Raw genomic sequence first — 23,019 nt, forward strand, 5'->3', positions numbered from 1 at the left:
CTGTTCACTCAGAGTGGTTTTTTTTATCTCAACATTATACCTATATTTGTCCCATGGAAAAAGAACATCAAATATTTGGAATTAGAGCCATTATAGAAGCCATTCAGGCAGGAAAAGAAGTTGATAAAGTATTTATTCAAAAAGAAATTTCCGGAGAATTAATGAAAGATTTAATGAAGGTGATGAAACGCGCTAACATTAATTTCTCGTATGTTCCTGTAGAAAAACTCAATCGCTTAACTCCAAACAATCATCAGGGAGCGGTAGCGACCATCTCCCCTATTGGTTTTATTGAACTGGAACATTTGGTTGAATCAACAATCGAATCGGGATCAAAACCTTTATTTTTAATACTGGACCAGATTTCAGATGCCAGAAATTTTGGTGCTATTATAAGAACTGCTGAATGTACCGGTGTAAATGGAATCATTGTTCAGAAAGCTGGTTCTGCCCCAGTGAACGGAGATACAGTTAAAACTTCAGCCGGAGCAGTTTTTAATGTTCCTATTTGCAAAGTTGAACATATCAAAGATGCTATTTTTTATCTTCAGGGGTCGGGTATCAAAACAGTAGCTGCTACCGAAAAAACAGACCAAAATATATACGACGTAACTTTAAATGAACCCGTAGCCATCATCATGGGATCTGAAGACAGAGGTATAAATCCTTCTGTTCTGAAAATTGTTGATGAAAAAGCAAAATTACCTATGTTCGGATCCATTGGATCCTTAAATGTTTCTGTTGCCTGCGGTGCATTTCTATATGAGGCTGTTCGCCAAAGAAGCTAAATAACACAAAGAATTGAGAATTACGAGATAAATAATATAGTATTGTCTTCAAAATATACTCATCGATTCTTTCTTAAAACCTGTAGTTTAATTGTAGTGCTCTTACTTACTACTTTAAGCTACGGGTAAATAAACATCTGAGCCTAACATTACCTATCCTCCTTTGTCTCAGGCTTAGTCACAATATAATTAACCGAAACATCTGAATTAAAATAAGTCATTAATTCCTCCGGTTCTTCCTCAACAATCTCCGTATTTATGAAATTTCCATTCTCATCAAAATGCTTCATAAAAGCATCTTCATCGGGATTAAAATCCGGTTTCTGCCATTCATAAACAATAGGTTTTACATACTCAGGGGTTTTATAAAGTAAAGACATAACAAATCCGGTAATGAAGCCTGCCAAATGTCCTTCCCAGGAAATAGTTTTATCAACCTCCGGAAAGACATACCAAATCATTCCACCATACAATAAGATAACAGATAATGAGAGTGCCACTAAACGATAATAGCCGGTTTGGATTCCTTTAAAAAAAATAAAACTGACTAAGACGTAAATCAATCCACTGGCACCAATATGAAAATTTTCGCGGCCAATAATCCAGGTAATTAGCCCTGAGAATAAAATCCCATAACCAATCACTGCAAAGGATTGTTTAGGATAGAAAAATTGCAGCGCCGCCAATAATACCAAAAGAGGAATAGAGTTATTGTATAAATGGCTTAAATTTTCATGAATGAAAGGGCTGAACAAAACACCCTGCAGGCCTGACAGATCTCTTGGGTAGACTCCATATTGGTAAAAGTCGAAATCAAAGCGTATCTGAACCCAGTACACGATCCACAAAAAAAGAACAAAAAATACCGGAAGACCAATAACTGCAGTCGTAAATTTAAAGTGGTTGTCGTTCATAATTTTTAAGGTAAATTTATAATGATGACATCAAAAAACTATCCAATTACAATTTACTGATAATTTGTCAGCTTATTGAAATATTCTTAAACCCTGTTCTAGCCCTGATGGAAGTGACATCCTTTTGTTTCCGCTGCGGTGGACGCAAAAGATACAGCGAATAGCAGGAATAGCTTCTAAAAACTATAAAATTAAACCCGAAAACTGTAATTTTACAAAATGGAAGCACCTTTAGCCGAGCGTATTCGCCCACAACACTTAGAAGATTATATCAGTCAGAGTCATTTGGTTGGCCCAAATGGATCCTTAACGCAGCAAATTTCGAAAGGAATAATTCCGTCGTTGATCTTTTGGGGACCTCCCGGAACAGGAAAAACCACCTTGGCGCAAATCATCGCGCAGGAATCCAAGCGTCCGTTTTATATCCTGAGCGCCATCAATTCAGGTGTAAAAGATATCCGTGATGTGATCGAAAAAGCCAAACAAAGCGGTGGATTATTTACTGCTAAAAATCCCATTCTGTTTATTGATGAGATTCATCGTTTTAGTAAGTCACAGCAAGATTCGCTTTTGGCTGCTGTCGAAAAAGGCTGGATTACATTGGTTGGTGCAACGACCGAGAACCCAAGTTTCGAAGTCATTCCTGCATTATTGTCACGTTGCCAGGTCTATATTCTAAATGCTTTCACAAAAGCCGATTTAGAAGCTTTATTGCACCGGGCGCTAAAAACGGATACGTATCTGGCTTCAAAAAATATCACTTTAAAAGAAACAGAAGCTTTACTGCGACTTTCGGGAGGTGACGGAAGAAAACTTCTCAATATTTTTGAGCTTGTTATCAACGCTTCTGCGGGCGATGAAATTATAATCACCAACGATCGTGTTTTTGAATTGGTACAACAAAACACAGTGTTGTATGACAAAAGTGGAGAACAGCATTACGATATCGTTTCTGCTTTTATAAAATCCATTCGTGGAAGTGATCCTAATGGGGCTGTTTATTGGCTGGCCAGAATGATTGAAGGCGGTGAAGATGTAAAATTTATTGCCCGCAGAATGCTTATTCTTTCCAGTGAAGATATCGGAAACGCGAATCCGACCGCATTTATTATGGCCAATAATACCTTTCAGGCCGTAACTACCATTGGATATCCGGAAAGCAGAATCATACTGAGTCAATGCGCTATTTATCTGGCAACTTCTCCTAAAAGCAATGCCTCGTATATGGCGATTGGCAATGCTCAACAATTAGTAAAACAAACGGGAGATTTACCTGTTCCGATTCATTTACGAAATGCTCCAACCAAACTTATGAAAGAACTGGGTTATGGTGATGATTATAAATACTCGCACGATTATGCTAATAATTTTGCTGAACAGGAATTTCTACCGGATGCCATAAAAGAAACGGTTCTTTATAATCCGGGGCGCAATTCAAGAGAGAACAGCAACCGCGAATTTTTAAAGAACCGTTGGAAAGATAAATACGGTTATTAAAACCGTATTCTATTTTTAGAATTTAACTGATACTTTTTCAGAAACTAACTGATCGTTTTTATAATATTCAAAAAACCACTGATTGTCTTTTGCATTTAAAGATCCCTGAACTCCGTCTTTTATAGCGATAAATGAATCGGGACGAGATGTTTTCAACAATTTCATTACCACCTTTGGGGTCTTATCAATTAACTGGTAACCATTCTCTGTAGGTTGTGCATACAATAAATTTGGATCTTTAAGATCAACCAACGGAGTCGCCTCTACAACTTTAGCAGCTACAACTGCAGTTGTCAACGGAGTAGCCGGAATTGAAGATTTTACAGTATTAGCACTTTTTCCATTATATTTATAGCGTAAACCGTTTATTGAAACAAACGCAAGATCAAGACACTCTCTGTAAGCCGTTTCATATTCCTTCTCTTTACTTTTTCCTATTGCAGATGTAAAAATCACTTTACCGTAACAATCTTTAAACTCTACAAAAAGCTTGGTAATTAAAAAACCATTTTCTCTTTTAACATCGGCATACAAAAGATCGCAACGATCCCCAAAACCTTCCGGAAGTATCTCGTTGGCATAAAAAGCCTGAAAACCGGCTTTGTTTAAATTAGCTTTAGTCATTGTTGACGTTCTATATTGATTTTCCGTTTTAAGGAAATCATATTTTAAGGGAACAATAACCGCTTTGTAATCATTAACCGATTGTGAAAATCCTATAACTGATGTAAGGAATGCAATTAACAAAAATTTTATTCTCATAATTATAAATATTTTTTTAGTTCTAATAAATGGTTTACTTGTTTAATATTTTGCGGAGCTTCGATTCTTTTTTCATTAAAGAAAATAGCATCAAGACCTGCATTTAAGGCACCGTTGACATCGGCATCCAGACAATCTCCTATCATTACACTGTTTTCTTTTGAAGTTTTGGCAGCACTAAGTGCATAATCAAAGATAATACTATTTGGTTTCTTCACACCAGCCAACTCAGAATTTGTAATGGTTTCGAAATAACCCGAAAGTGCCGCATTATTAATTTTTTTATCCTGAACATTTGCAAAACCGTTAGTAATGATATGCAGCTTGTATTTTGGTTTTAAATACTCCAGCACTTCAATTGCTCCTTCGAAAAGATGATTGTTGTCGGTTAAAAATTCAATATAATCATTGGCAATCTCATTGATATTTTCATCTGACATGGTGTAATTTAAAGCATCAAATGAAAACTTCAATCTATTGTAACGGAGTTCCAGATGCGTTATTTTATCATTCTGGTATAATTTCCAGCACTCCTGATTGATTGGAGCATATTTCTCGATAAAATCTTCAGTTTTAATTTCGGGATATTTACTTTTAAAAATTCGATCAAAAGCCATTTCAGAGTTTTTGTCAAAATCCCAAAGTGTATGATCTAAATCAAAAAAGACATCGGTAATAGTGGTATTCATAATTTATAAAATTCCTTGATCTACAAAACTATAATATTTTGCTTCAGTTATAATCAAATGATCCAAAACTTTAACATCTAAACTATCCCCTGCTAATTTGATCTTTTTCGTCAACTTTTTATCGGCATCACTGGGCAGCAAATTTCCTGACGGATGATTGTGACACAAAATCAATCCTGTAGCACCAATTTCGAGTGCCAATTTAAAAACAATACGTACATCCACAACGGCTCCGGTAATTCCACCTTTACTCACTTGAGATTTAGAAATTACTTTATTGGAATTATTCAGAAAAAGCACCCAGAACTCTTCGTGAGAAAGTTCACCAATAATAGGCTGCATGATTTCGAAGACAATTTTACTGGAAGTTATTATCTTTAATTGTGACACATCCTCTGCCCTTCTTCTTCTTCCAAGTTCTAATGCCGCAATAATTGTTATAGCTTTTGCCTCCCCTATTCCTTTAAATTCCATTAATTGAGCAGTAGATTTTTTCCCTAAAGAATTTAAACTTCCGGCACTAGCCAAAATCCGTTTACTTAAATCTACTGCAGATTCATTACGACTGCCTGACCCTATTAATATCGCAATCAACTCAGCATTACTTAAAGCTTCTTTGCCCTTTAACATCAATTTTTCACGAGGACGATCTTCTTCTGACCAATCCGGTATGGGAAAATAAGTTGCTACAAAATCCGCGTTTTCATTTGTTGTTTTTACAACTTTTAAGCTTGCTCTCATTTTACAATACTCTTAGAGGGTTAATTTATAAAAATAAGAAAAATCCCTCAAATAAAACAATACTAATCTCAAATTAATTATTTCATTACTATAAATGTCCCATCAAAATGGCTTATCTTAAGGGCATGAAAATAATAGGTACTTTTTCCCTCTTACTTCTTCTCCTCTCCTGCAATCAAAAAGAGGACAAAACAGCTGTTGCGGAAAGCTTGTCATCGGGTATTACAAAAACTTTTCCAGAAAAATTATCCGATGCAGCAATCTCGATCATTGATCCTTCTATAGATTACGATCCATCTTACTTTAAAATTGATTATCCTAATGGAGATATCCCAAAAAACAAAGGAGTTTGCACGGACGTCATTATTCGATCTTATAGAAAATTAGGTATTGATTTACAAAAGGAAGTTCACGAAGATATGCTTGAAAATTTCTCTGATTATCCAAACTTAAAAAAATGGGGAATGATCAAAACTGACACCAATATCGACCATCGAAGGGTTCCCAATCTTGAAGTATTCTTTGAGCGAAAAGGCGCAAAATTACCACTTTCTCAAAATGCCAAAGATTATAAGACCGGAGAAATTGTAACGTGGATAATTAATAATAAATTGCCTCACATCGGAATTGTAACCAACAAAAAATCCAGAGATGGAAAACGAAATTTAATCGTACATAACGTGGGACACGGTCAGATTCTGGAAGATTGTTTGTTTGAATATAAAATTGTTGGGCATTTTAAATATCAAAAATAAGTTTCAAACCCCATCAAAAAAAAATGCCAACTGTGTAACAATTGGCACTTTATTAAATTTTCTAATTGACGAATTACTCAATCAACCCTTTCACATCATCAAAATTCAATCCTCCGTAATTTCCGGAACTCATTAACAATAAAGCTGAATTTTCAAGATTTAAATTAAAAAGGTATTCTTTAAATTCATCCGGATTGGTATAAATAATTAAGTCTTCACGGTTAAAAGAACTTGCAATTTGCCCGTAGGTTACTTCTTCTAGTTGTTTAATTTTTACGGCATCAGGCGAATAGAACACTACTGCAACATCTGCATGTTCAAGAGCTCCCTCATACTCTTTTAGAAACTCTGCATTCAAACTGCTGTAGGTATGCAATTCCAAACAAGCCACTAAAGTTCTGTTTGGATATTGCTCTTTTACTGCTTTTGTAGTTGCAGCAACTTTACTTGGGGAGTGTGCAAAATCTTTGTATGCTACTTTTCCTTTTCCTTCAGCAATTTTCTCCAATCGCTTTGAAGCTCCTTTGAAACTGGCAATTGCTTCGTAAAAATCGGCTTCGTCAACGCCCATATTCTGGCAAATCCACTTCGCACCAGCAAGATTATTTAAATTGTGCGCTCCAAAAACTTCAATTGGCATATCACCTTCAGGAGTTTCTAATAAAGTTACACCATCATTAACGGTGTACTTTGGAGTGGAATAAGCCAATTTACGAATTGGATTCGTAGCGGCTTCGGCAACACGTTTTACTTCCGGATCATTTTCGTTGTATACCAAAATCCCTCCATTTGTAATTTTTCCAATAAAGATTTCGAATTGCTCTACATAATTCTCATAGGTTGGAAATACATTGATATGATCCCAGGCAATTCCGGAAATCAAAGCAATATTGGGTTGGTACAAATGAAATTTAGGGCGTCTGTCTATTGGTGAAGATAAATACTCATCCCCTTCCAAAACCATGAAATCATTTTCTTCGGTAAGATGTACCATCGTATCAAAACCCTCTAACTGTGCTCCAACCATATAATCTACTTCGATATTATGATAATGCATGACATGCAAAATCATCGAAGTTATTGTTGTTTTTCCATGAGAACCTCCAATTACCACTCGGGTTTTATTCTTAGACTGCTCATACAAAAATTCCGGATACGAATAAATTTTCAAACCTAACTCTTGCGCTTTTAGCAACTCCGGATTATCCGCTTTCGCATGCATTCCAAGGATTATAGCATCAATATCGGTAGTGATTTTTTCAGGAAACCAACCCAGTTCAGCCGGTAAGATTCCTTTCTTTTCCAATCTTGATTTTGAAGGTTCAAAAATAGCATCATCACTTCCTGTAACCTGATATCCTTTATTGTGCAATGCAAGTGCTAAATTGTGCATGGCGCTTCCGCCTATGGCGATGAAATGTGTTTTCATTGAATACGTTGAATCGTTTATTTGTTGAACTGTTTCTTCGAGAAATGAAAGTACAATTCAACGCTTAAATCGGTTAATTATTTTTCAAAAATAAGGAATTATAAAATGTCCTTTTTGCTTTTAATACTAAATTAGTAATTTGTATGAATAATATTTTTTAATCATTCCCAACCTTTCATCGAAATCATCGTTTAGAAACAAAACACCCGACAGATTTTAAAAACCTGCCGGGTGTTTGTTCAATATCAAAAATCAGAATTATTTAATAATCGTCATTTCGTCAATAATGTTTTTAGCTCCGGCGTATTTGTCGATAATCCAAAGTACGTAACGAATATCTACGTTAATGGTTCTTTGCAATTTAGAATCGAAAATAACATCTCCTGCCATCGCTTCGATGTTTCCGTCAAAAGCAACTCCAATTAATTCTCCTTTTCCGTTTAATACCGGAGAACCTGAATTTCCACCAGTAATATCGTTATCTGTCAAGAAGTTTACCGGCATATAACCTGCTTTATCAGCATACTGTCCAAAATCTTTTGCTTTGTTTAACTCTAATAAACGCTTTGGTAAGTCAAATTCCTGATCACCTGCTTTATACTTTTTAACCATACTTTCCATGGTGGTATAATTATTAATTTTAGCATCGTTACGTGGATCAGCAGGCAAAGCTCTTACTTTTCCGTAAGTTAGTCTCAATGTTGAGTTAGCGTCAGGATATTGAATAGCATTCAATTTAGATTCTCTTAAACCTTCTACCAATTTACGATAAGCGTTTGCGAAACCGTCATCAGCTTTCAACTGATCGTCTGTTTTAGCACGGTATTTTGTCAACAAATCGTTAGAAATAATATACAACGGATCGTGTACAATTGCTAATGGTTTAGGATTAGCCATAAATGCTAATACTTTGTCTTTAGAAGTAAAATAACTGATTTCAGTTGCTTTTGCTACATCGGCAGTAAAGTCACCATTGTTTTCTGATTTCATTTTAGCAATTTGTGTCGCTAAACCATATTCAGCAGCTTTAGAAGCGTACAAATTCAATTGTGCTGTTAATACATCTTTTTCAAGAGGTGCATAAAATTCACCGTAGATGTTTTCGATCATTGCGTTGATCTTAGGCAGCATCTCAGCTTTCTTAGCATCAGTTTCGTTATAATAAGCGATCAATGCGTTTCCTAGGTTAGCAGGTCCCGTTGCGTAAGCTGACGTACGTAAAAGCTGTGTCAGGTAATTGTCGTGCGTTGATTTTACATTTGTAGATCTGTAATAATCATTGATCGTTGGAATTACATTCTCATATTTTTCTTTATTAGCCGGTTTAGTAGCCCACTCGTAAAATTTATCTTCTTGTCCCGCTTTAACCTCTGCTGTTCCAGCTTTTGTTAAAGCATCGATCATCCCCTGACGGTTTTTCCAGTAGTTTGCTGTAGAAGCATATTTAGACGCGTATTGCAAACGAACCGTTGCATCTTTGTCCATATACTTTTTCATTTGATCCATTCCGGTTTTAGCACCTTCAACCCAAGCAGGATAAGCAAACTTAACGTTTTGCTCAATTCCTCCAGCCGGCATCCAACGGTTTGTTCTTCCCGGATATCCTAAGATCATAGCGAAATCATTCTCTTTAACCCCTTTGATACTTACAGGTAAGTAATGCTTTGGTTTCAAAGGCACATTATCTTTAGAATATGCTGCCGGATTTCCGTCTTTATCTGCGTACACTCTGAACATAGAAAAATCTCCTGTTTGGCGAGGCCACTCCCAGTTGTCCGTATCTCCACCAAATTTACCAACACTTTCAGGAGGCGTTCCTACTAAACGTACGTCTGTGTAATCCTGGTAAACGAAATAGTAATATTCATTTCCCTGAAAGAAAGGACGAACAGAAACGGTATATTTTCCACCTTCATTATTTTCTTTTTCAATCAAAGCAATTTCCTGCTGAATTGCTTTACTTCTTTCAGCCTCGGTCATCTTATCATTTACTTTTGACAAAATTCTTTTAGAAACATCATCCATACGCACGAAGAAACGTACATACAATGATTTAGGTTTCATTTCGGCACTTCTTTGTTTTGCCCAAAAACCGTCTTTTAAGTAGTTTTGCTCTGCCGAAGATAGTTCTGCAATTGCGTCATAACCACAATGGTGATTGGTTAAAACCAATCCCTCTTTAGAAACAATTTCTGCTGTACATCCTCCATTAAATTGTACAATAGCATCTTTTAAACTATGATGGTTGATACTGTAAATTTCTTCGGCTGTCAATTGCAAGCCCATTTTTTCCATATCTCTATGGTTCAATCTTTCGATAAACATCAAAAACCACATCCCCTCATCAGCTCTTACTGGAAAAGCCATCAGACACATGGTCAAGAATAAAACTATTTTTTTCATGTTATTTTGTTTAAGTGATGCGAATATAATTCATTTTCATAATTATATTACCGCAATTCCTGCCGAAATTAGATATCTCAGTGATTTTTTAGCATTTTGTTACGAATTTAACACCAATAATGCGTTTAATTTTAGCCCAAGAAAATCTGTTATTTTCTTGTTGTATGAATAGTACACAAAACAAAAAAGGTGCTCTGTTTCCAGAACACCTTTTTTGCAAATTGCATTTTTTATTCGTTAAGCATTTTCCAAAGCTTATCTTTTAAATCTGTTAAACCCTGCTGGGCAACTGATGAGATAAACATATATGGAACGTCTTTGAAAGCGACGTCTAATTCGGTCTTCAATTCAGCTTTCAGTTCGTCGTCCAGCATATCACATTTAGAGATTACTAAAAGACGCTCTTTGTCTAACATTTCAGGATTGTACTTGGTTAATTCATTGACCAAAATATCGTACTCTGCTTTAATATCCGGTGTATCAACCGGAACTAGAAACAATAATGTTGAATTACGTTCGATATGACGCAAAAAGTAATGACCTAAACCTTTTCCTTCTGCAGCTCCTTCAATAATCCCGGGAATATCTGCAATTACAAAAGATTGATAATCTCTATAAGCCACAATTCCCAAGTTTGGCTTTAAGGTTGTAAAAGGATAATCGGCAATTTTTGGTTTTGCCGAAGTTAAAACAGACAATAGGGTTGATTTTCCGGCATTTGGAAAACCTACTAAACCAACATCGGCTAATACTTTAAGCTCTAAAATTACATCCATTTCTACTCCTGGTAAACCCGGCTGAGCATAACGAGGTGTTTGATTGGTTGAACTTCTAAAGTGCCAGTTTCCTAAACCTCCTTTTCCTCCTTTTGAGAGGATTCTTTTCTCACCATCTTCGGTAATTTCGAATAAGGTTTCTCCTGTTTCTTTGTCTTTTACAACAGTTCCTAAAGGCACTTCGATAAATTTATCTTCTCCGTCAGCACCTGTACTACGGTCTCCTCCTCCATCTCCACCGTGACCCGCTTTTATATGTCGTGCAAATTTTAGATGAAATAATGTCCAAAGTCCTTTATTCCCCACCAAATACACGTGTCCTCCACGACCACCATCACCTCCGTCAGGGCCTCCTTTTTCAATAAATTTCTCTCTATGTAAATGCGTAGATCCTTTCCCTCCTTTACCGGAAGAAACATAAATCTTAACATAATCTACAAAATTTCCTTCTGTCATTTTTACTTGTTTATGTGTAGTTTCAGGTTTCAGGTTTCAGGTTTCAGATTATGCGTTGCGCAACCTGAAACCTGAAACTTAAAACTTAAAACAAATTCTTTCTACTCTTTAAGCGCTTTTACCAACACTTTATCAATCTTTACGCCATCCATATCGATTACTTCCAGCACAAATTTTTGCCAGATTAATTTTTCGCCTTCTTTTGGAATATGCGAAAGCTCTGTCATAATCATTCCGCTTACCGTGTTTACTTCATAATCGTTTGTCAATTCGTCTAACTCAAAATAAGTTAAAAAATCGTGTAACGAATAATGTCCGTCAACGAGCCACGAACCGTCTTCTCTTTCAATTAACTGGAATTCATCTTTATAAAAATCAGATGCATCTCCTACTAAAGCTTCCAGAATGTCATTTAGGGTAATAATTCCCTGAAAAACACCATACTCATCAGAAACTAAAGCATAATGAATTCCTGTTTTTTTGAAATTCTCCAATGCCTTGTATGCCGTTGTCTGCTCCATCAGGTAAGGCGCATCAATCATGATTCCCGCCAAATCAAAATGTTCACTTTCGATGTTTGCAAAGATATTCTTTAGGGTTACAACCCCCACAATATCATCATAATTGTCTCTGTACACCGGATAAACAGTATGCAAATCCTGTAGAACCAATTCCTTAATCTTCGTTTTATCGGCATTGAAAGGCAGCATATCAACTGACTTACGGTGTGTCATCAACGAATTTACTTTTCGATCCCCAATGTGAAAAACACGTTCTACAATATCTTGTTCGATTTCCTGAACTTCTCCTCCCTCAGTTCCTTCTTTGATAATTGCTTTAATTTCTTCTTCTGTTACTTTACCGTCGGCAGTTGGTTTAATCTGAAATACATTCAGTAAAAAATCTGTCGAAGAAGTAAGCAGCCAGATAAAGGGTGCTGTAATTATCGAGATGGTTTTCATAGGCAGCGCTACCATTTTGGCAATCGACTCCGGATAATTTAAACCAATTCGTTTTGGCAATAATTCTCCTAAAACCAAAGAGAAAAATGTCAAAACCACGACAACAATCCCTACTGCAACAGAATGTGCATAGGGTTTTAAAAATGTAAATCCGCTAACAAAAACTTCAACATCCATTGTTATCTTATCACCACTGTAAATACCGGTCAAAATACCGATTAAAGTGATTCCGATTTGCACGGTGGATAAAAACTTGTTTGGAGAATTGGCCAGATCAAGTGCTATTTTAGCACTATTGTTTCCTTTTTTTGCGGCAGTTTCAAGTCTGTTTTTCCGGGCCGAAATCAATGCAATTTCTGACATGGAAAAAACACCATTCAATAGTATTAGAAAAAATATTATTAGTATTTCCAATTTTTGGTTTATTCGTTATAAAATTGTCTTCATCAAGATAATTCTGTCATCTTAAAACTTCGTCTCCCTATCATTCAAAAGAATCCTGTCTTAAAAAACTAATTTTTCTTCCCAGAAAACAGCAACCAAAAGATGCACGTTTTATGACAAGAAAAATAGTTCTTAAAAGTCCCGATCGCAGTCGGGATGAAACGACAGCCGAAAAAAGCTTCTACAAATTATCTATAACTGACGTTAATCGCTCTGTAATTTCTTCGATAGTTCCGATACCGTTCACGGCATGAAACTTATTTTGCTCTTTATAATATCCAATTAGCGGAGCTGTTTTTTCATTGTACTCCTGGTATCTTACTCTGATTTTCTCTTCGTCCTGATCGTCAGCTCTTCCGCTTGTTTTTCCTCTTTCTAACAAACGAGCCACTAGAATTTCATCATCTGCTTCTAATGCAACAGTCGCCGTTACACTTGATCCGATCGTTGGTAAAAATTGATCTAAAGCTTCTGCCTGATCTAAAGTTCTAGGATAACCATCGAACAAAAACCCTGCTGTATCAGGATGTTTTTTTACCTCATCAATTAACATTGCAGTAGTTACTTCGCACGGAACTAACTCTCCGTTGTCCATAAAAACTCTCGCTTGTTTTCCTAAATCTGTATCATTTTTTAAGTTAAAACGAAAAATATCTCCTGTCGAAAGGTGTGTTAATTTGTACTTTTCTTTTAAAAATTCTGCCTGAGTTCCTTTACCTGCCCCTGGCTTTCCAAATAAAACAATGTTAATCATAATATGAGTAAGTGTTGTGACTTCTATTTTACAAGAAGTTTTAAATGAATATATAGTTGTGTGCGTGTTTAAATTTATTCTGCCAATTTATAAACTTCGGGCAAATTTCTTCCCAAACCATCATAGTCCAGTCCATAACCTACAATAAATTTATTCGGAATTCTGATTCCGATATAATCTATTTTGATATCTTTTTTATAAGCTTCCGGTTTAAAAAACAATGTAGCAATTTTAAAATGCTTTACATTTTGCGCTTTAAACAGTTTTTTCAACTCTTCAATTGTATTTCCTGTATCAATAATATCTTCAATAAGAATAACCGTTCTTCCTGATAAATCCTGATTGATTCCTATTAACTCTTTTACCGTATTGGTACTTTCAATTCCTTCGTAAGAAGCCATTTTGATAAATGAAACCTCACAAAGGCCTTTGTATTTCTTCAAAAAATCGGCAACTACCATGAAAGCCCCATTTAATACACCAATAAAAATTGGGGTATCGTCTCCAAAATCATCTTCTACCTGTGCTACTATTTTACTTAAAGCGAAATCAATTTCTTTAGCCGAAATAAACGGAACAAATTGTTTATCGTGAAGTTGTATCATTATTTTTACATTTAAAATAATGGGCAAAGATACAGAATTAGAAATAAACTGCGGGTATCAAAACAAACTGCATACCTATTTTTTTAAGAATGTTAAATATCACTTACTATTTAGAAATCTTTTCTTAAAAACAGGTCTGATTTTATTAAATCAGCAGATTTTAAAACCATAACGTTAAATTACTTATTTTAGACCTGTCCTAAACTCCTCAAAATGTCTTCTGAATTACAAACGAAATTAGACTACGTAAAAGCTTATCGGGAAAACCGTCTTAATGTTGCAAACGAAGTTTTAGAAAACCCATCCTTATTTAAAGAACTTGTTTCAATTTGTTTTTCTCCATCAGACAAAAACAATCACAAAGCCTGCTGGATTATGGAATTTGTTTCATACGAAGAATTGATCTGGCTGCAATCGTATCTTGATTTTTTCTGTTCGAATTTGAAGGTTTTAAAAGACGAAAGTGCCATCCGTCCTATCGCAAAAGTTGTTCAGCTATTGGTAAAAGCCCACTATAAAAAAAATGAAAACGGCATTTCTCTTTCCGAAACTAATCTGCAGGATTGTATTGAAGCTTCATTTGACTGGCTTATCAATGATGTAAAAGTAGCGACCAAGGCCTATTCAATCAGAACTTTATACCTATTAGGCAACCATTATGACTGGATACATCCTGAACTGCAAGTTATTCTGAATAAGGATTATGGCGATCATTCTGCTGCTTACAAAGCCGTTGCCAAAGAAGTTTTAAAGAAAATAGAGAAGTAGTATTTTTGTCACGAATTATATTTCCAAGTCAGAAAAAGTAAAAATTCGTGAATTCGTGGCGAAAAAAATAGTGCAAAACGATTTTTTGGCTAAAAAAAGATTAAAAAGTATCTTTGCAAAAACACAACTACAATGAATTATTTTTCTTCTGATTTTAAATTAGGAATATTAGGCGGCGGACAATTAGGTAAAATGCTTTTGTTTGACACCCGAAAATTTGACATCCAAACTTATGTTCTAGACCCAAGCGACGAAGCTCCAAGTAAATTTGCCTGCAATAAATTCTTTCAGGGGGATTTAATGGATTATGAAACAGTTTATAATTTTGGAAAACAAGTAGATGTTCTGACTTTTGAAATCGAACTGGTTAACCTTGAGGCTCTAACACAATTAGAGAATGAAGGCTTGAAAATCTATCCTTCGCCTAAAACCTTAAAAGGAATTCAAAACAAAGGAATTCAAAAACAATTTTACGCCGATCACCATATCCCGACAGCACCATTTGAGCGCTTTGAAAATTTAGAAGGTCTAAAAGCTAAAATTCAAGATATAAAACTACCATTTGTATGGAAATGCACTGAGTTTGGTTACGACGGAAATGGCGTAAAAGTAATTCGTCAGATTTCGGATCTGGATGCTTTACCAAATGTAGAATGCATTGCAGAAACCATGATTCCGTTTAAAAATGAATTGGCTGTTATTGTCTGTAGAAATCCATCAGGAGAAATAAAAACGTATCCGGTTGTTGAAATGGAATTTCATCCGGAAGCCAACCAGGTCGAATATGTAATCTGTCCTGCCAGAATTGATGAGAAAGTAGCCGAAAAAGCAAGAGCGATTGCCTTAAATGTTTCGGAAAAATTTAATCATGTTGGTCTTTTAGCTGTTGAAATGTTTCAGACTAATGACGATGATATTTTAGTAAATGAAGTAGCTCCGCGTCCGCACAATTCAGGACATTACTCGATTGAAGCCAGTTATACTTCGCAATTCGAAAATCATTTGCGTGCGATTTTGGATCTTCCTTTGGGAAATACCGACAGTAAAGTTGCCGGAATTATGGTTAATTTAGTAGGTGCCGAAGGATTTTCGGGAGATGTTGTTTATGAAAATATCGAAACCATTTTAGGATGGAACGGTGTTACCCCACATATTTACGGTAAAAAACAAACGCGTCCTTTTAGAAAAATGGGACATGTTACCATCGTAAATGAAAACATGTCTGAAGCGAGAAGAATTGCCGAAGACGTTAAGAATACGATTAGAGTGATTAGTGAATAGTCGCAGTTTTCATTCACAGTCAACAGTCTGAAACCTGAAACAAAAAAACCTGAAACAAAAAAATAAAATGAGCAAAGTAGCCATCATCATGGGAAGTATCTCTGACATGCCGGTCATGCAGGATGCTATCGACATATTAAAACAATTTAATGTTGAAGTTGAAGTAGACATCGTTTCGGCACACCGAACGCCGGAAAAACTATTCGATTTCAGTAAAAATGCACACACTCGCGGAATTTCGGTAATTATTGCCGGAGCCGGAGGAGCTGCACACTTGCCAGGAATGGTTGCCTCAATGTCGCCTCTTCCGGTAATTGGAGTTCCGGTAAAATCAAGCAATTCTATTGATGGCTGGGATTCGGTACTATCGATCCTTCAAATGCCAGGAGGAGTTCCTGTTGCAACAGTAGCATTAAACGGTGCTAAAAATGCCGGAATCTTAGCCGCACAAATCATTGGAAGTCACGATAAAAAAGTACTTGATACTATTATTTCGTATAAAGAAGAATTAAAAGCGGCAGTTAATAAAGCGGCTGAAGGATTAAAGAAGTAAAAATTAATTCCACAGAGATTTACAAAAACAGACACAAAGCTTCGCAAAGAATAATTTAAAAAACTTTGCGAAGCTCTTGTTTTCTTAGCGAAACTTTGCGTAACACAAAAATACTATGAGCATCTTAACACAATATTTCAATACGAAACACAATACAGCACCTTTTTCGCAAATTAAAATCGAAGATTATGTTCCTGCTTTCAACGAAGCAATTGCTTTGGCTAAAGCCGAAATTGATGCCATCGTAAACAATCCGGACGAACCCACTTTTGAAAATACGGTTGTAGCAATGGATTTTACAGGCGATGTTCTGGATCGTCTTTCCAGTATTTTCTTCAATCTGAATTCGGCAGAAACCACTGATGAGATGCAAAAAATTGCACAGGAAGTTTCTCCTTTACTTTCGGAGTTCGGAAATGACATTACCTTAAATGCAGCATTATTTGCCAAAATCAAAGCCGTTTACGAACAAAAGGAAAAGCTGAATTTAAATCCGGAGCAAACTACGCTTTTGGATAAAAAATACAAAAGCTTCTCTAGAAACGGAGCCAATTTACCTGAGGATAAAAAAGAAGACTTACGTGAAATCGATAAAGAATTGTCGAAATTAAGCCTGCAGTTTGGCGAAAATGTTTTGGCCGAAACCAATGCTTTTGAGTTGCATTTAACTGACGAAAAAGATTTAGCAGGTTTACCGGAAGGCACTATCGAAGCTGCGAGATTATTAGCTAAAAGTCAGGAAAAAGAGGGCTGGATTTTCACTTTAGATTATCCAAGTTATATTCCGTTTGTAACGTATGCCGATAATCGTGAATTACGCAAAAAAATGGCGATTGCCTTTGGTGCAAAAGCTTTTCAAAATAATGAATTTGACAATCAGGAGAACGTACTGGCAATTGCCAAATTACGTTTTAAAAGAGCTAATTTATTAGGATACAAAACTCATTCTCATTTTGTTTTAGAGGAAAGAATGGCCGAGAGTCCGGAAAAAGTTTTCTCTTTCCTTAATGATTTGCTGGCCAAAGCAAAACCTGCAGCTCAAAAAGAGTTTGCCGAATTAACCGCTTTTGCCAAAGATTTGGACGGAATTGAACAATTGGAAAAATGGGATGGTGCTTACTATTCTGAAAAATTAAAACAGCAGCTTTTCAACTTAGATGACGAAAAACTGAAACCTTATTTTCAATTGGAAAAAGTTTTAGACGGAGCTTTTACGGTTGCCCAAAAACTTTACGGGTTAACTTTTACGGAAGTTTTTGATATCGATAAATATCACGAAGAAGTGATGACATACGAGGTAAAAGATGCAGAGAACAATTTAGTTGCTATTTTCTACGCGGATTTTTTCCCTAGAAGAGGAAAACGAAACGGGGCCTGGATGACTTCTTTCAAATCGCAATCTATAAAAGATGGGACAAACGAAAGACCTCATATTTCGAACGTTTGCAACTTTACAAAACCAACAGAAACCAAACCTTCGTTATTAACGTTTAATGAAGTTACTACTTTGTTTCACGAATTTGGTCACGGTTTACACGGGATGCTTGCCAACACCACTTACCCTAGCTTGTCCGGAACTTCAGTATTTTGGGATTTTGTAGAATTACCAAGTCAGATTATGGAAAACTGGTGTTATGAGCCTGAAGCTTTGGCTTTATTTGCCAATCACTACGAAACGAACGAAATTATTCCGATCGAATATGTTCAAAAAATTAAAGAAAGTGCCAGTTTTCAAGAAGGTCTTGCCACTTTACGTCAATTGAGTTTTGGACTTTTGGATATGGCCTGGCACGGACAGGATCCGACCGATATTACAGATCTGAAAACTTTTGAGACAGAGCAATTTGCCAACACTCAGTTATACCCTGATGTAAAAGAGAATGCAATGAGTACTGCCTTTTCTCATATTTTCCAGGGCGGTTATTCTTCAGGATATTACAGTTACAAATGGGCAGAAGTACTGGATGCTGATGCTTTTGAATATTTTCAGGAAAACGGCATCTTCAATTACGAAGTCGCTGCAAAATTCAGAGACAATGTTCTCTCAAAAGGAGGAACTGAACATCCTATGACTTTATACAAACGTTTCAGAGGTCAGGAACCAAAACCGGAAGCTCTATTGAAAAGAGCAGGATTACTTTAAGAGTATTAGACTTCTTAGCGTATGAGATATATTTAAAACCGAGGTAGAAATGCTTCGGTTTTTTTATTCAATCAGACTACAAATACCAAAAATAATTTTACTTATCTTCACCATTCTTTTTAACCTTTATCTTCGAAATTCAAATTGAAAAAGCTTTTCAAAAAACTAATTTACCTTTTCATCATTGGGGCTATTGCAATCATTTCTATTAATTGGTATGTAAAATCCTCAACTCGTGATTTGATCCATCACACTGTAAACAATCTTCCAAAAAATGAGGTGGGAATTATTTTTGGAGCCGGAATCAACGGTGATCAGCCCAGTAAATATTTAAAAGACAGACTTGATGCCGGAATTCTATTGTATAAAACACATAAAATAGATAAAATTCTGCTTTCAGGCGACAATGGCCGAGATGAATATGATGAACTTACCGTTATGAAAACATATTGTTTCAATCACGGAGTTGACACTACTAAAATATTTATTGATTACGCCGGCTTTGACACCTACTCCACTATTTACAGGGCCTCACATATTTTTAAAATTAAAAAAGCAACTTTAATTTCTCAGGAATATCACTTAAACAGGGCCATTTACATTGGACAAAAACTTGGGGTAAAATCAATTGGATTTTCTGCCAACAAAGGAGAATATCTGGGATATCAATATGTGACTTTTAGAGAATACGGTTCTATTTTTAAGTCTTTTCTTGATGTTTTAAGAAATCGGGAACCCCGCTTTTTAGGAAATGAAATTAATATAAATGGTGTTTCCAATTATTCGAAAGAGGATAAACGATAATAAAGGTCTTTTTTTACTTCCCAAAAGTTTCCGGACTATCTTTTTAGAGAAAAATGACTTCTTATTTGTTTTGTAATCCCCGGGTTATTTATCTCTTCATACGTTAGAACAAACCAATAATCTGAAGCAAAAACAGGACTGTTTCTATAAGTGCCATCCCATCCCGGACTATCTTTAGTCAAATGAGTGATGAACTTACCATATCTGTCAAAAATATCGATCTCTAATTTGGTGAAATTCTCCAGATTATTTACATGCCAGGTATCATTATATCCATCACTATTAGGCGTAAAAAACTTAGGATAATCAAATTCGGTTAATTCAGGTTTTTGTAACTCACAATCTTCTTTGTTTAAAAAAACCACTTTTGCCACAGACGAAAGTAAATAACATCCCATACTGGTAACAACATTAACGGTATAATTTCCTTCCTGATTTGCAACATAAGTATTCGTACTGGCTCCGGAGATAGCATTGCCATCGACTTCCCATTGATAGGACTTAATTGTATGATTTGAAGGAATGTTCACCTTCAAAACAGTATTGTCCCCTTTACAAATCATTAAATTTCCTTCAATTACTACCTCTGCCGGTATTGTATTCTCCTCAATAATTAGAACATCATCCATTAAAAGACTGCAACTTCTTGTTGAAATTTTAGTCAATCGATAAGTTCCTTCCTTAGCCGGAGACCTGATTAATGTATGCAAACCTGTATTGTTTATTGTTATAGGGGATTGAGCTATTCCATTTAATTCATAATCTATTGTAAATGGTCCCTGATCTTTACTCGTAATTTCTGCCTGAATTCCTGAATTCTCTCCTAAGCAAAAATCTCCCCCATACTTGACTAATTTAGCGTTTGCAGTAAATGGTTCTTCATTATCAATTACAAGAGTATTATCTAATGAAAAGCTACATCCTCCGTTTGAAATTTTTGTAATTCGATAGATTCCGGCCTTAGAGGGAGCTGTTACTAAAGTATGTAAACCCGCATCATTTATAGTTACAGGAGATTGTGGTATTCCGTTAATTTCATACTCTATTACAAAAGGGCCTGAATCGGGACTCATAATTTCTACCTGTACTCCTGAATTCTCTCCTAAACAAGCATTCCCTCCGTATTTAATTAGGTCGGCGCTGGCTTTAGGAGGCACTCCTCCATAAATAATTAAAGTATCATCCAGCAAAAAATCACAGCCTTCAACTGAAATTTTTGTTAATCGATACGTCCCAACATTTGCCGGAGCCATTATTAAGGTGTGCAAACCTGTACTGCTTATCGTTACAGGAGATTGAGCCACTCCGTTTATTTCATATTCTATTGCAAATGGTCCTGATTTTGTACTTGTTATGTTTACTTGAATCCCTGAACCTAGCCCAGAACAAGAAACTCCTCCATATCTCGTTAATTTAGCACTGGCTGATGCTGGAATTTCTTTATTAATAACAATTGTATCGTCAAGCACCGAAGTACATCCCCCTGTAGAAATTTTAGTCAATCGATAAGTTCCTTCCTTAGCCGGAGCAACTATTAAAGGATGCAAACCTGTATTATTTATTGTTACGGGAGATTGAGCCACTCCGTTTATTTCATATTCTATTATAAAAGGACCGGATCCAGTGCCGTTTATTTCAACCTTAATCCCTGCTCCTGTTCCCGTACATGTTCCTCCTCCGTCTTTAACTAATTTTGCTGATATTGCAACTCCAACATTTTTTATTTCTATAGGCTCGCACACAACTTCTCCGGCAGAATTAGCATCACTGATTGCAACAATAGCATATGTTCCTTCTGATAGAGATGCCGAATTTATCGAATACGGATTTTGTGAAGTGGTTATTTCCGGACAAACAATTTCCGGAGATACATCTGTTCTCTTGTACGTAAATTTATAAGGAGGTGTACCGGAGAAATAAACTGTTAATCCTAAATCTTTTCCGCAGCCTCCGTTAAATCCTTCCATTCTGGCTGTAGGAGCATAACACCCGTTTGATTCGTTACCATAAACTTCAGACAATCCTTTTTTAGGATCAAAGGCTGGCAAAAAGACAACTATTGCCTCTACTACATCGTGCATCTGGTATCTGAAAGAGATAGAATTTCCTCCATTGATACGATCAAAAACAGGTTTGACTGCGGCTCTGAAATTTGCTTCTGTTACTCCGAAAGCAGCATAAAAAGGCGTAATTTTTTTTGATAATAATATACCCAGGTTACCACTTTAATTTCCCTACATAACCAAGATTTTTAATAAAGATAATGATATGATTACAATATCATTATCTTTTATTATTTTATATATCTACCTCATTATTTCTTAAATTCACGTAATGGAACCTACACTTTAGGAAATGGAGAAGCATAAAATTTATGACCGTGATTTCAAATTAAATGCAGTCAAATTAGCACTTAAAACAAATCGTTTTAAAGTAGCAAAAGAACTTGGTGTAGCAACTACGAACATCTATAGATGGCAAGTCGAATTTCAAAAATATGGTGAAGCGGATAGCTTTTGCAGAGAAGGTCATTTTAGAAACTCCGAGCAAAAAAGACTTGCAGTACTTAAAATGACACTCACAAAAAAGCTACAAAAAGTAGAACGTCAAGTTGAAATTTTTAAGAGTGCAAGAAAATATATCCTGAAAGGAAAACCAATGATTTTTTATTTTATTGAAAACAATTTAGATAAATATTCAATTTGTGGTATGTGTGAAGTTTTAGGCATAAGAGAGACTACATATTATCAATGGAGAGATAAAATGGTTTCTCCAAGAAAGCGTGAAACAATCTTATTAGAAGAAGAAATAATGTCTATATTTTACGAATACAAAGAGAGATATGGTAATATCAAAATTTCAACAGAATTGAGAAGCCGAGGTATTAGATTATCACCTCCCTCGGTAACTCGCTACATGAATAGACTAGGTCTTGTCAGTAAGCTTAGCACTAGACATAAAGTGAAATCTGGTTCTATTTTTGTTCCTCATAACCCTTGTATTTTTCCTAATGTTCTAAATCGTCAGTTTAAAGCTGACGAACCGTCACAGATTTGGGTATCGGGAATAACAAGCTTAGAAACATCAGAAGGAATGTTGTTTCTAACAATTATTATCGATTTATTTGATAGAAAAATTATTGGATGGAATTTGAGTACAGGTCTGACAATAAAAGAAACTTCGATGCCGGCTTGGGAAATTGCTGTCCAGAATCGTACAACAAAGAAGGGATTGATATTTCATTCTGATAGATCACCTCAATACGCTAATAAGATTTTTACTCGTAAATTAAACTCATATAAACATATTAAACGAAGTATGAGCGAAACAGCGAATCATTTGGACAATCCTATTCCTAAAAGTTTTTTTACTTCCTTTAAATCTGAACTAACATATTTGAATATTCTTTTGACTAAAAAACAAATGGAAGAAAAAATATCTGAATATTTTGAAAACAAGCTCTAAAAATGTTAAAGTAGAAATTATTATAAACTT

Annotated in this window: 20 protein-coding genes; 9 read left to right on the forward strand and 11 right to left on the reverse strand. The window is 35.5% G+C overall.

Translation table 11 applies throughout. The features are described 5' to 3' along the window. The first annotated feature begins 53 nt into the window (after positions 1-53). On the forward strand, positions 54-788 hold the full coding sequence (gene rlmB, locus C245_RS0102665) for a 23S rRNA (guanosine(2251)-2'-O)-methyltransferase RlmB (RefSeq protein ID WP_017495032.1): 735 nt from the start codon (positions 54-56) through the stop codon (positions 786-788). 149 nt (positions 789-937) lie between these two features. On the opposite strand, the gene C245_RS0102670 is transcribed toward rlmB, so the two are convergent. Next, on the reverse strand, positions 938-1,702 hold the full coding sequence (locus tag C245_RS0102670) for a rhomboid family intramembrane serine protease (protein ID WP_017495033.1): 765 nt from the start codon (positions 1,700-1,702) through the stop codon (positions 938-940). 219 nt (positions 1,703-1,921) lie between these two features. Between C245_RS0102670 and C245_RS0102675 the strand changes: the two genes are divergently transcribed. After that, entirely contained in the window at positions 1,922-3,199 is a 1,278-nt protein-coding gene (locus C245_RS0102675) for a replication-associated recombination protein A (protein ID WP_017495034.1), read from the forward strand. A 15-nt stretch (positions 3,200-3,214) separates the two neighbouring features. Here the strand turns inward: C245_RS0102675 and C245_RS0102680 are convergent, their stop codons facing one another. Genes C245_RS0102680 through radC form a run of 3 tightly spaced genes read right to left on the reverse strand, consistent with a single transcriptional unit; the run spans position 3,215 to position 5,391 of the window. After that, the gene (locus tag C245_RS0102680; protein WP_017495035.1) at positions 3,215-3,961 is read right to left on the reverse strand and encodes a hypothetical protein; all 747 of its coding nucleotides are present in this window, start codon (positions 3,959-3,961) and stop codon (positions 3,215-3,217) included. A 2-nt stretch (positions 3,962-3,963) separates the two neighbouring features. Then, positions 3,964-4,650: a YjjG family noncanonical pyrimidine nucleotidase gene (locus C245_RS0102685; protein ID WP_017495036.1), complete on the reverse strand. Its 687-nt coding sequence runs from the start codon at positions 4,648-4,650 to the stop codon at positions 3,964-3,966. Positions 4,651-4,653: 3 nt separating this feature from the next. Continuing rightward, positions 4,654-5,391 (reverse strand): DNA repair protein RadC, encoded by a 738-nt coding sequence (radC, locus tag C245_RS0102690; protein ID WP_017495037.1) that lies wholly within the window; start codon positions 5,389-5,391, stop codon positions 4,654-4,656. A gap of 125 nt (positions 5,392-5,516) precedes the next feature. On the opposite strand from radC, the gene C245_RS0102695 reads away from it, so the two are divergent. Next, positions 5,517-6,146, forward strand: coding sequence for a DUF1287 domain-containing protein (locus tag C245_RS0102695; protein ID WP_157495769.1), 630 nt, complete (start codon positions 5,517-5,519; stop codon positions 6,144-6,146). A gap of 73 nt (positions 6,147-6,219) precedes the next feature. Here the strand turns inward: C245_RS0102695 and murC are convergent, their stop codons facing one another. The 6 genes from murC to C245_RS0102730 form a co-directional block, all read right to left on the reverse strand. Then, a complete protein-coding gene (gene murC, locus C245_RS0102700; RefSeq protein WP_026109820.1) occupies positions 6,220-7,575 on the reverse strand; it encodes a UDP-N-acetylmuramate--L-alanine ligase in 1,356 nt (451 codons plus the stop codon). 258 nt (positions 7,576-7,833) lie between these two features. Beyond that, positions 7,834-9,978, reverse strand: a complete 2,145-nt coding sequence (locus C245_RS0102705) for a S46 family peptidase (RefSeq protein ID WP_026109821.1) — start codon at positions 9,976-9,978, stop codon at positions 7,834-7,836. Between the two features lie 230 nt (positions 9,979-10,208). Beyond that, positions 10,209-11,210, reverse strand: a complete 1,002-nt coding sequence (gene obgE / locus C245_RS0102715; RefSeq protein ID WP_017495041.1) for a GTPase ObgE — start codon at positions 11,208-11,210, stop codon at positions 10,209-10,211. A 101-nt stretch (positions 11,211-11,311) separates the two neighbouring features. Further along, on the reverse strand, positions 11,312-12,586 hold the full coding sequence (locus C245_RS0102720; RefSeq protein ID WP_081603501.1) for a hemolysin family protein: 1,275 nt from the start codon (positions 12,584-12,586) through the stop codon (positions 11,312-11,314). A gap of 211 nt (positions 12,587-12,797) precedes the next feature. Further along, positions 12,798-13,370, reverse strand: a complete 573-nt coding sequence (locus C245_RS0102725; protein WP_017495043.1) for an adenylate kinase — start codon at positions 13,368-13,370, stop codon at positions 12,798-12,800. A gap of 74 nt (positions 13,371-13,444) precedes the next feature. Further along, positions 13,445-13,975, reverse strand: a complete 531-nt coding sequence (locus tag C245_RS0102730; RefSeq protein WP_017495044.1) for a phosphoribosyltransferase — start codon at positions 13,973-13,975, stop codon at positions 13,445-13,447. Positions 13,976-14,188: 213 nt separating this feature from the next. On the opposite strand from C245_RS0102730, the gene C245_RS0102740 reads away from it, so the two are divergent. The 5 genes from C245_RS0102740 to C245_RS0102760 all read left to right on the forward strand — a co-directional run bounded on the left by C245_RS0102740 (position 14,189) and on the right by C245_RS0102760 (position 19,524). Further along, positions 14,189-14,743, forward strand: a complete 555-nt coding sequence (locus tag C245_RS0102740) for a hypothetical protein (RefSeq protein ID WP_017495046.1) — start codon at positions 14,189-14,191, stop codon at positions 14,741-14,743. Between the two features lie 132 nt (positions 14,744-14,875). Then, positions 14,876-16,024 (forward strand): 5-(carboxyamino)imidazole ribonucleotide synthase, encoded by a 1,149-nt coding sequence (locus tag C245_RS0102745; protein ID WP_017495047.1) that lies wholly within the window; start codon positions 14,876-14,878, stop codon positions 16,022-16,024. A 67-nt stretch (positions 16,025-16,091) separates the two neighbouring features. After that, positions 16,092-16,577: a 5-(carboxyamino)imidazole ribonucleotide mutase gene (purE, locus tag C245_RS0102750; RefSeq protein WP_012022518.1), complete on the forward strand. Its 486-nt coding sequence runs from the start codon at positions 16,092-16,094 to the stop codon at positions 16,575-16,577. 115 nt (positions 16,578-16,692) lie between these two features. Further along, positions 16,693-18,720, forward strand: coding sequence for a M3 family metallopeptidase (locus C245_RS0102755; protein ID WP_017495048.1), 2,028 nt, complete (start codon positions 16,693-16,695; stop codon positions 18,718-18,720). A gap of 144 nt (positions 18,721-18,864) precedes the next feature. Next, positions 18,865-19,524, forward strand: a complete 660-nt coding sequence (locus C245_RS0102760) for a vancomycin high temperature exclusion protein (RefSeq protein WP_017495049.1) — start codon at positions 18,865-18,867, stop codon at positions 19,522-19,524. A 35-nt stretch (positions 19,525-19,559) separates the two neighbouring features. Here the strand turns inward: C245_RS0102760 and C245_RS0102765 are convergent, their stop codons facing one another. Next, complete coding sequence (locus C245_RS0102765) at positions 19,560-21,605, reverse strand: T9SS type B sorting domain-containing protein (RefSeq protein WP_017495050.1); 2,046 nt, start codon at positions 21,603-21,605, stop codon at positions 19,560-19,562. Positions 21,606-21,879: 274 nt separating this feature from the next. On the opposite strand from C245_RS0102765, the gene C245_RS22620 reads away from it, so the two are divergent. Then, a complete protein-coding gene (locus C245_RS22620; protein ID WP_017495051.1) occupies positions 21,880-22,989 on the forward strand; it encodes an IS3 family transposase in 1,110 nt (369 codons plus the stop codon). Positions 22,990-23,019: the final 30 nt, after the last annotated feature.

This window comes from Flavobacterium sp. WG21 (assembly GCF_000335775.1).
Taxonomy (GTDB): Bacteria; Bacteroidota; Bacteroidia; order Flavobacteriales; family Flavobacteriaceae; genus Flavobacterium; species Flavobacterium tructae.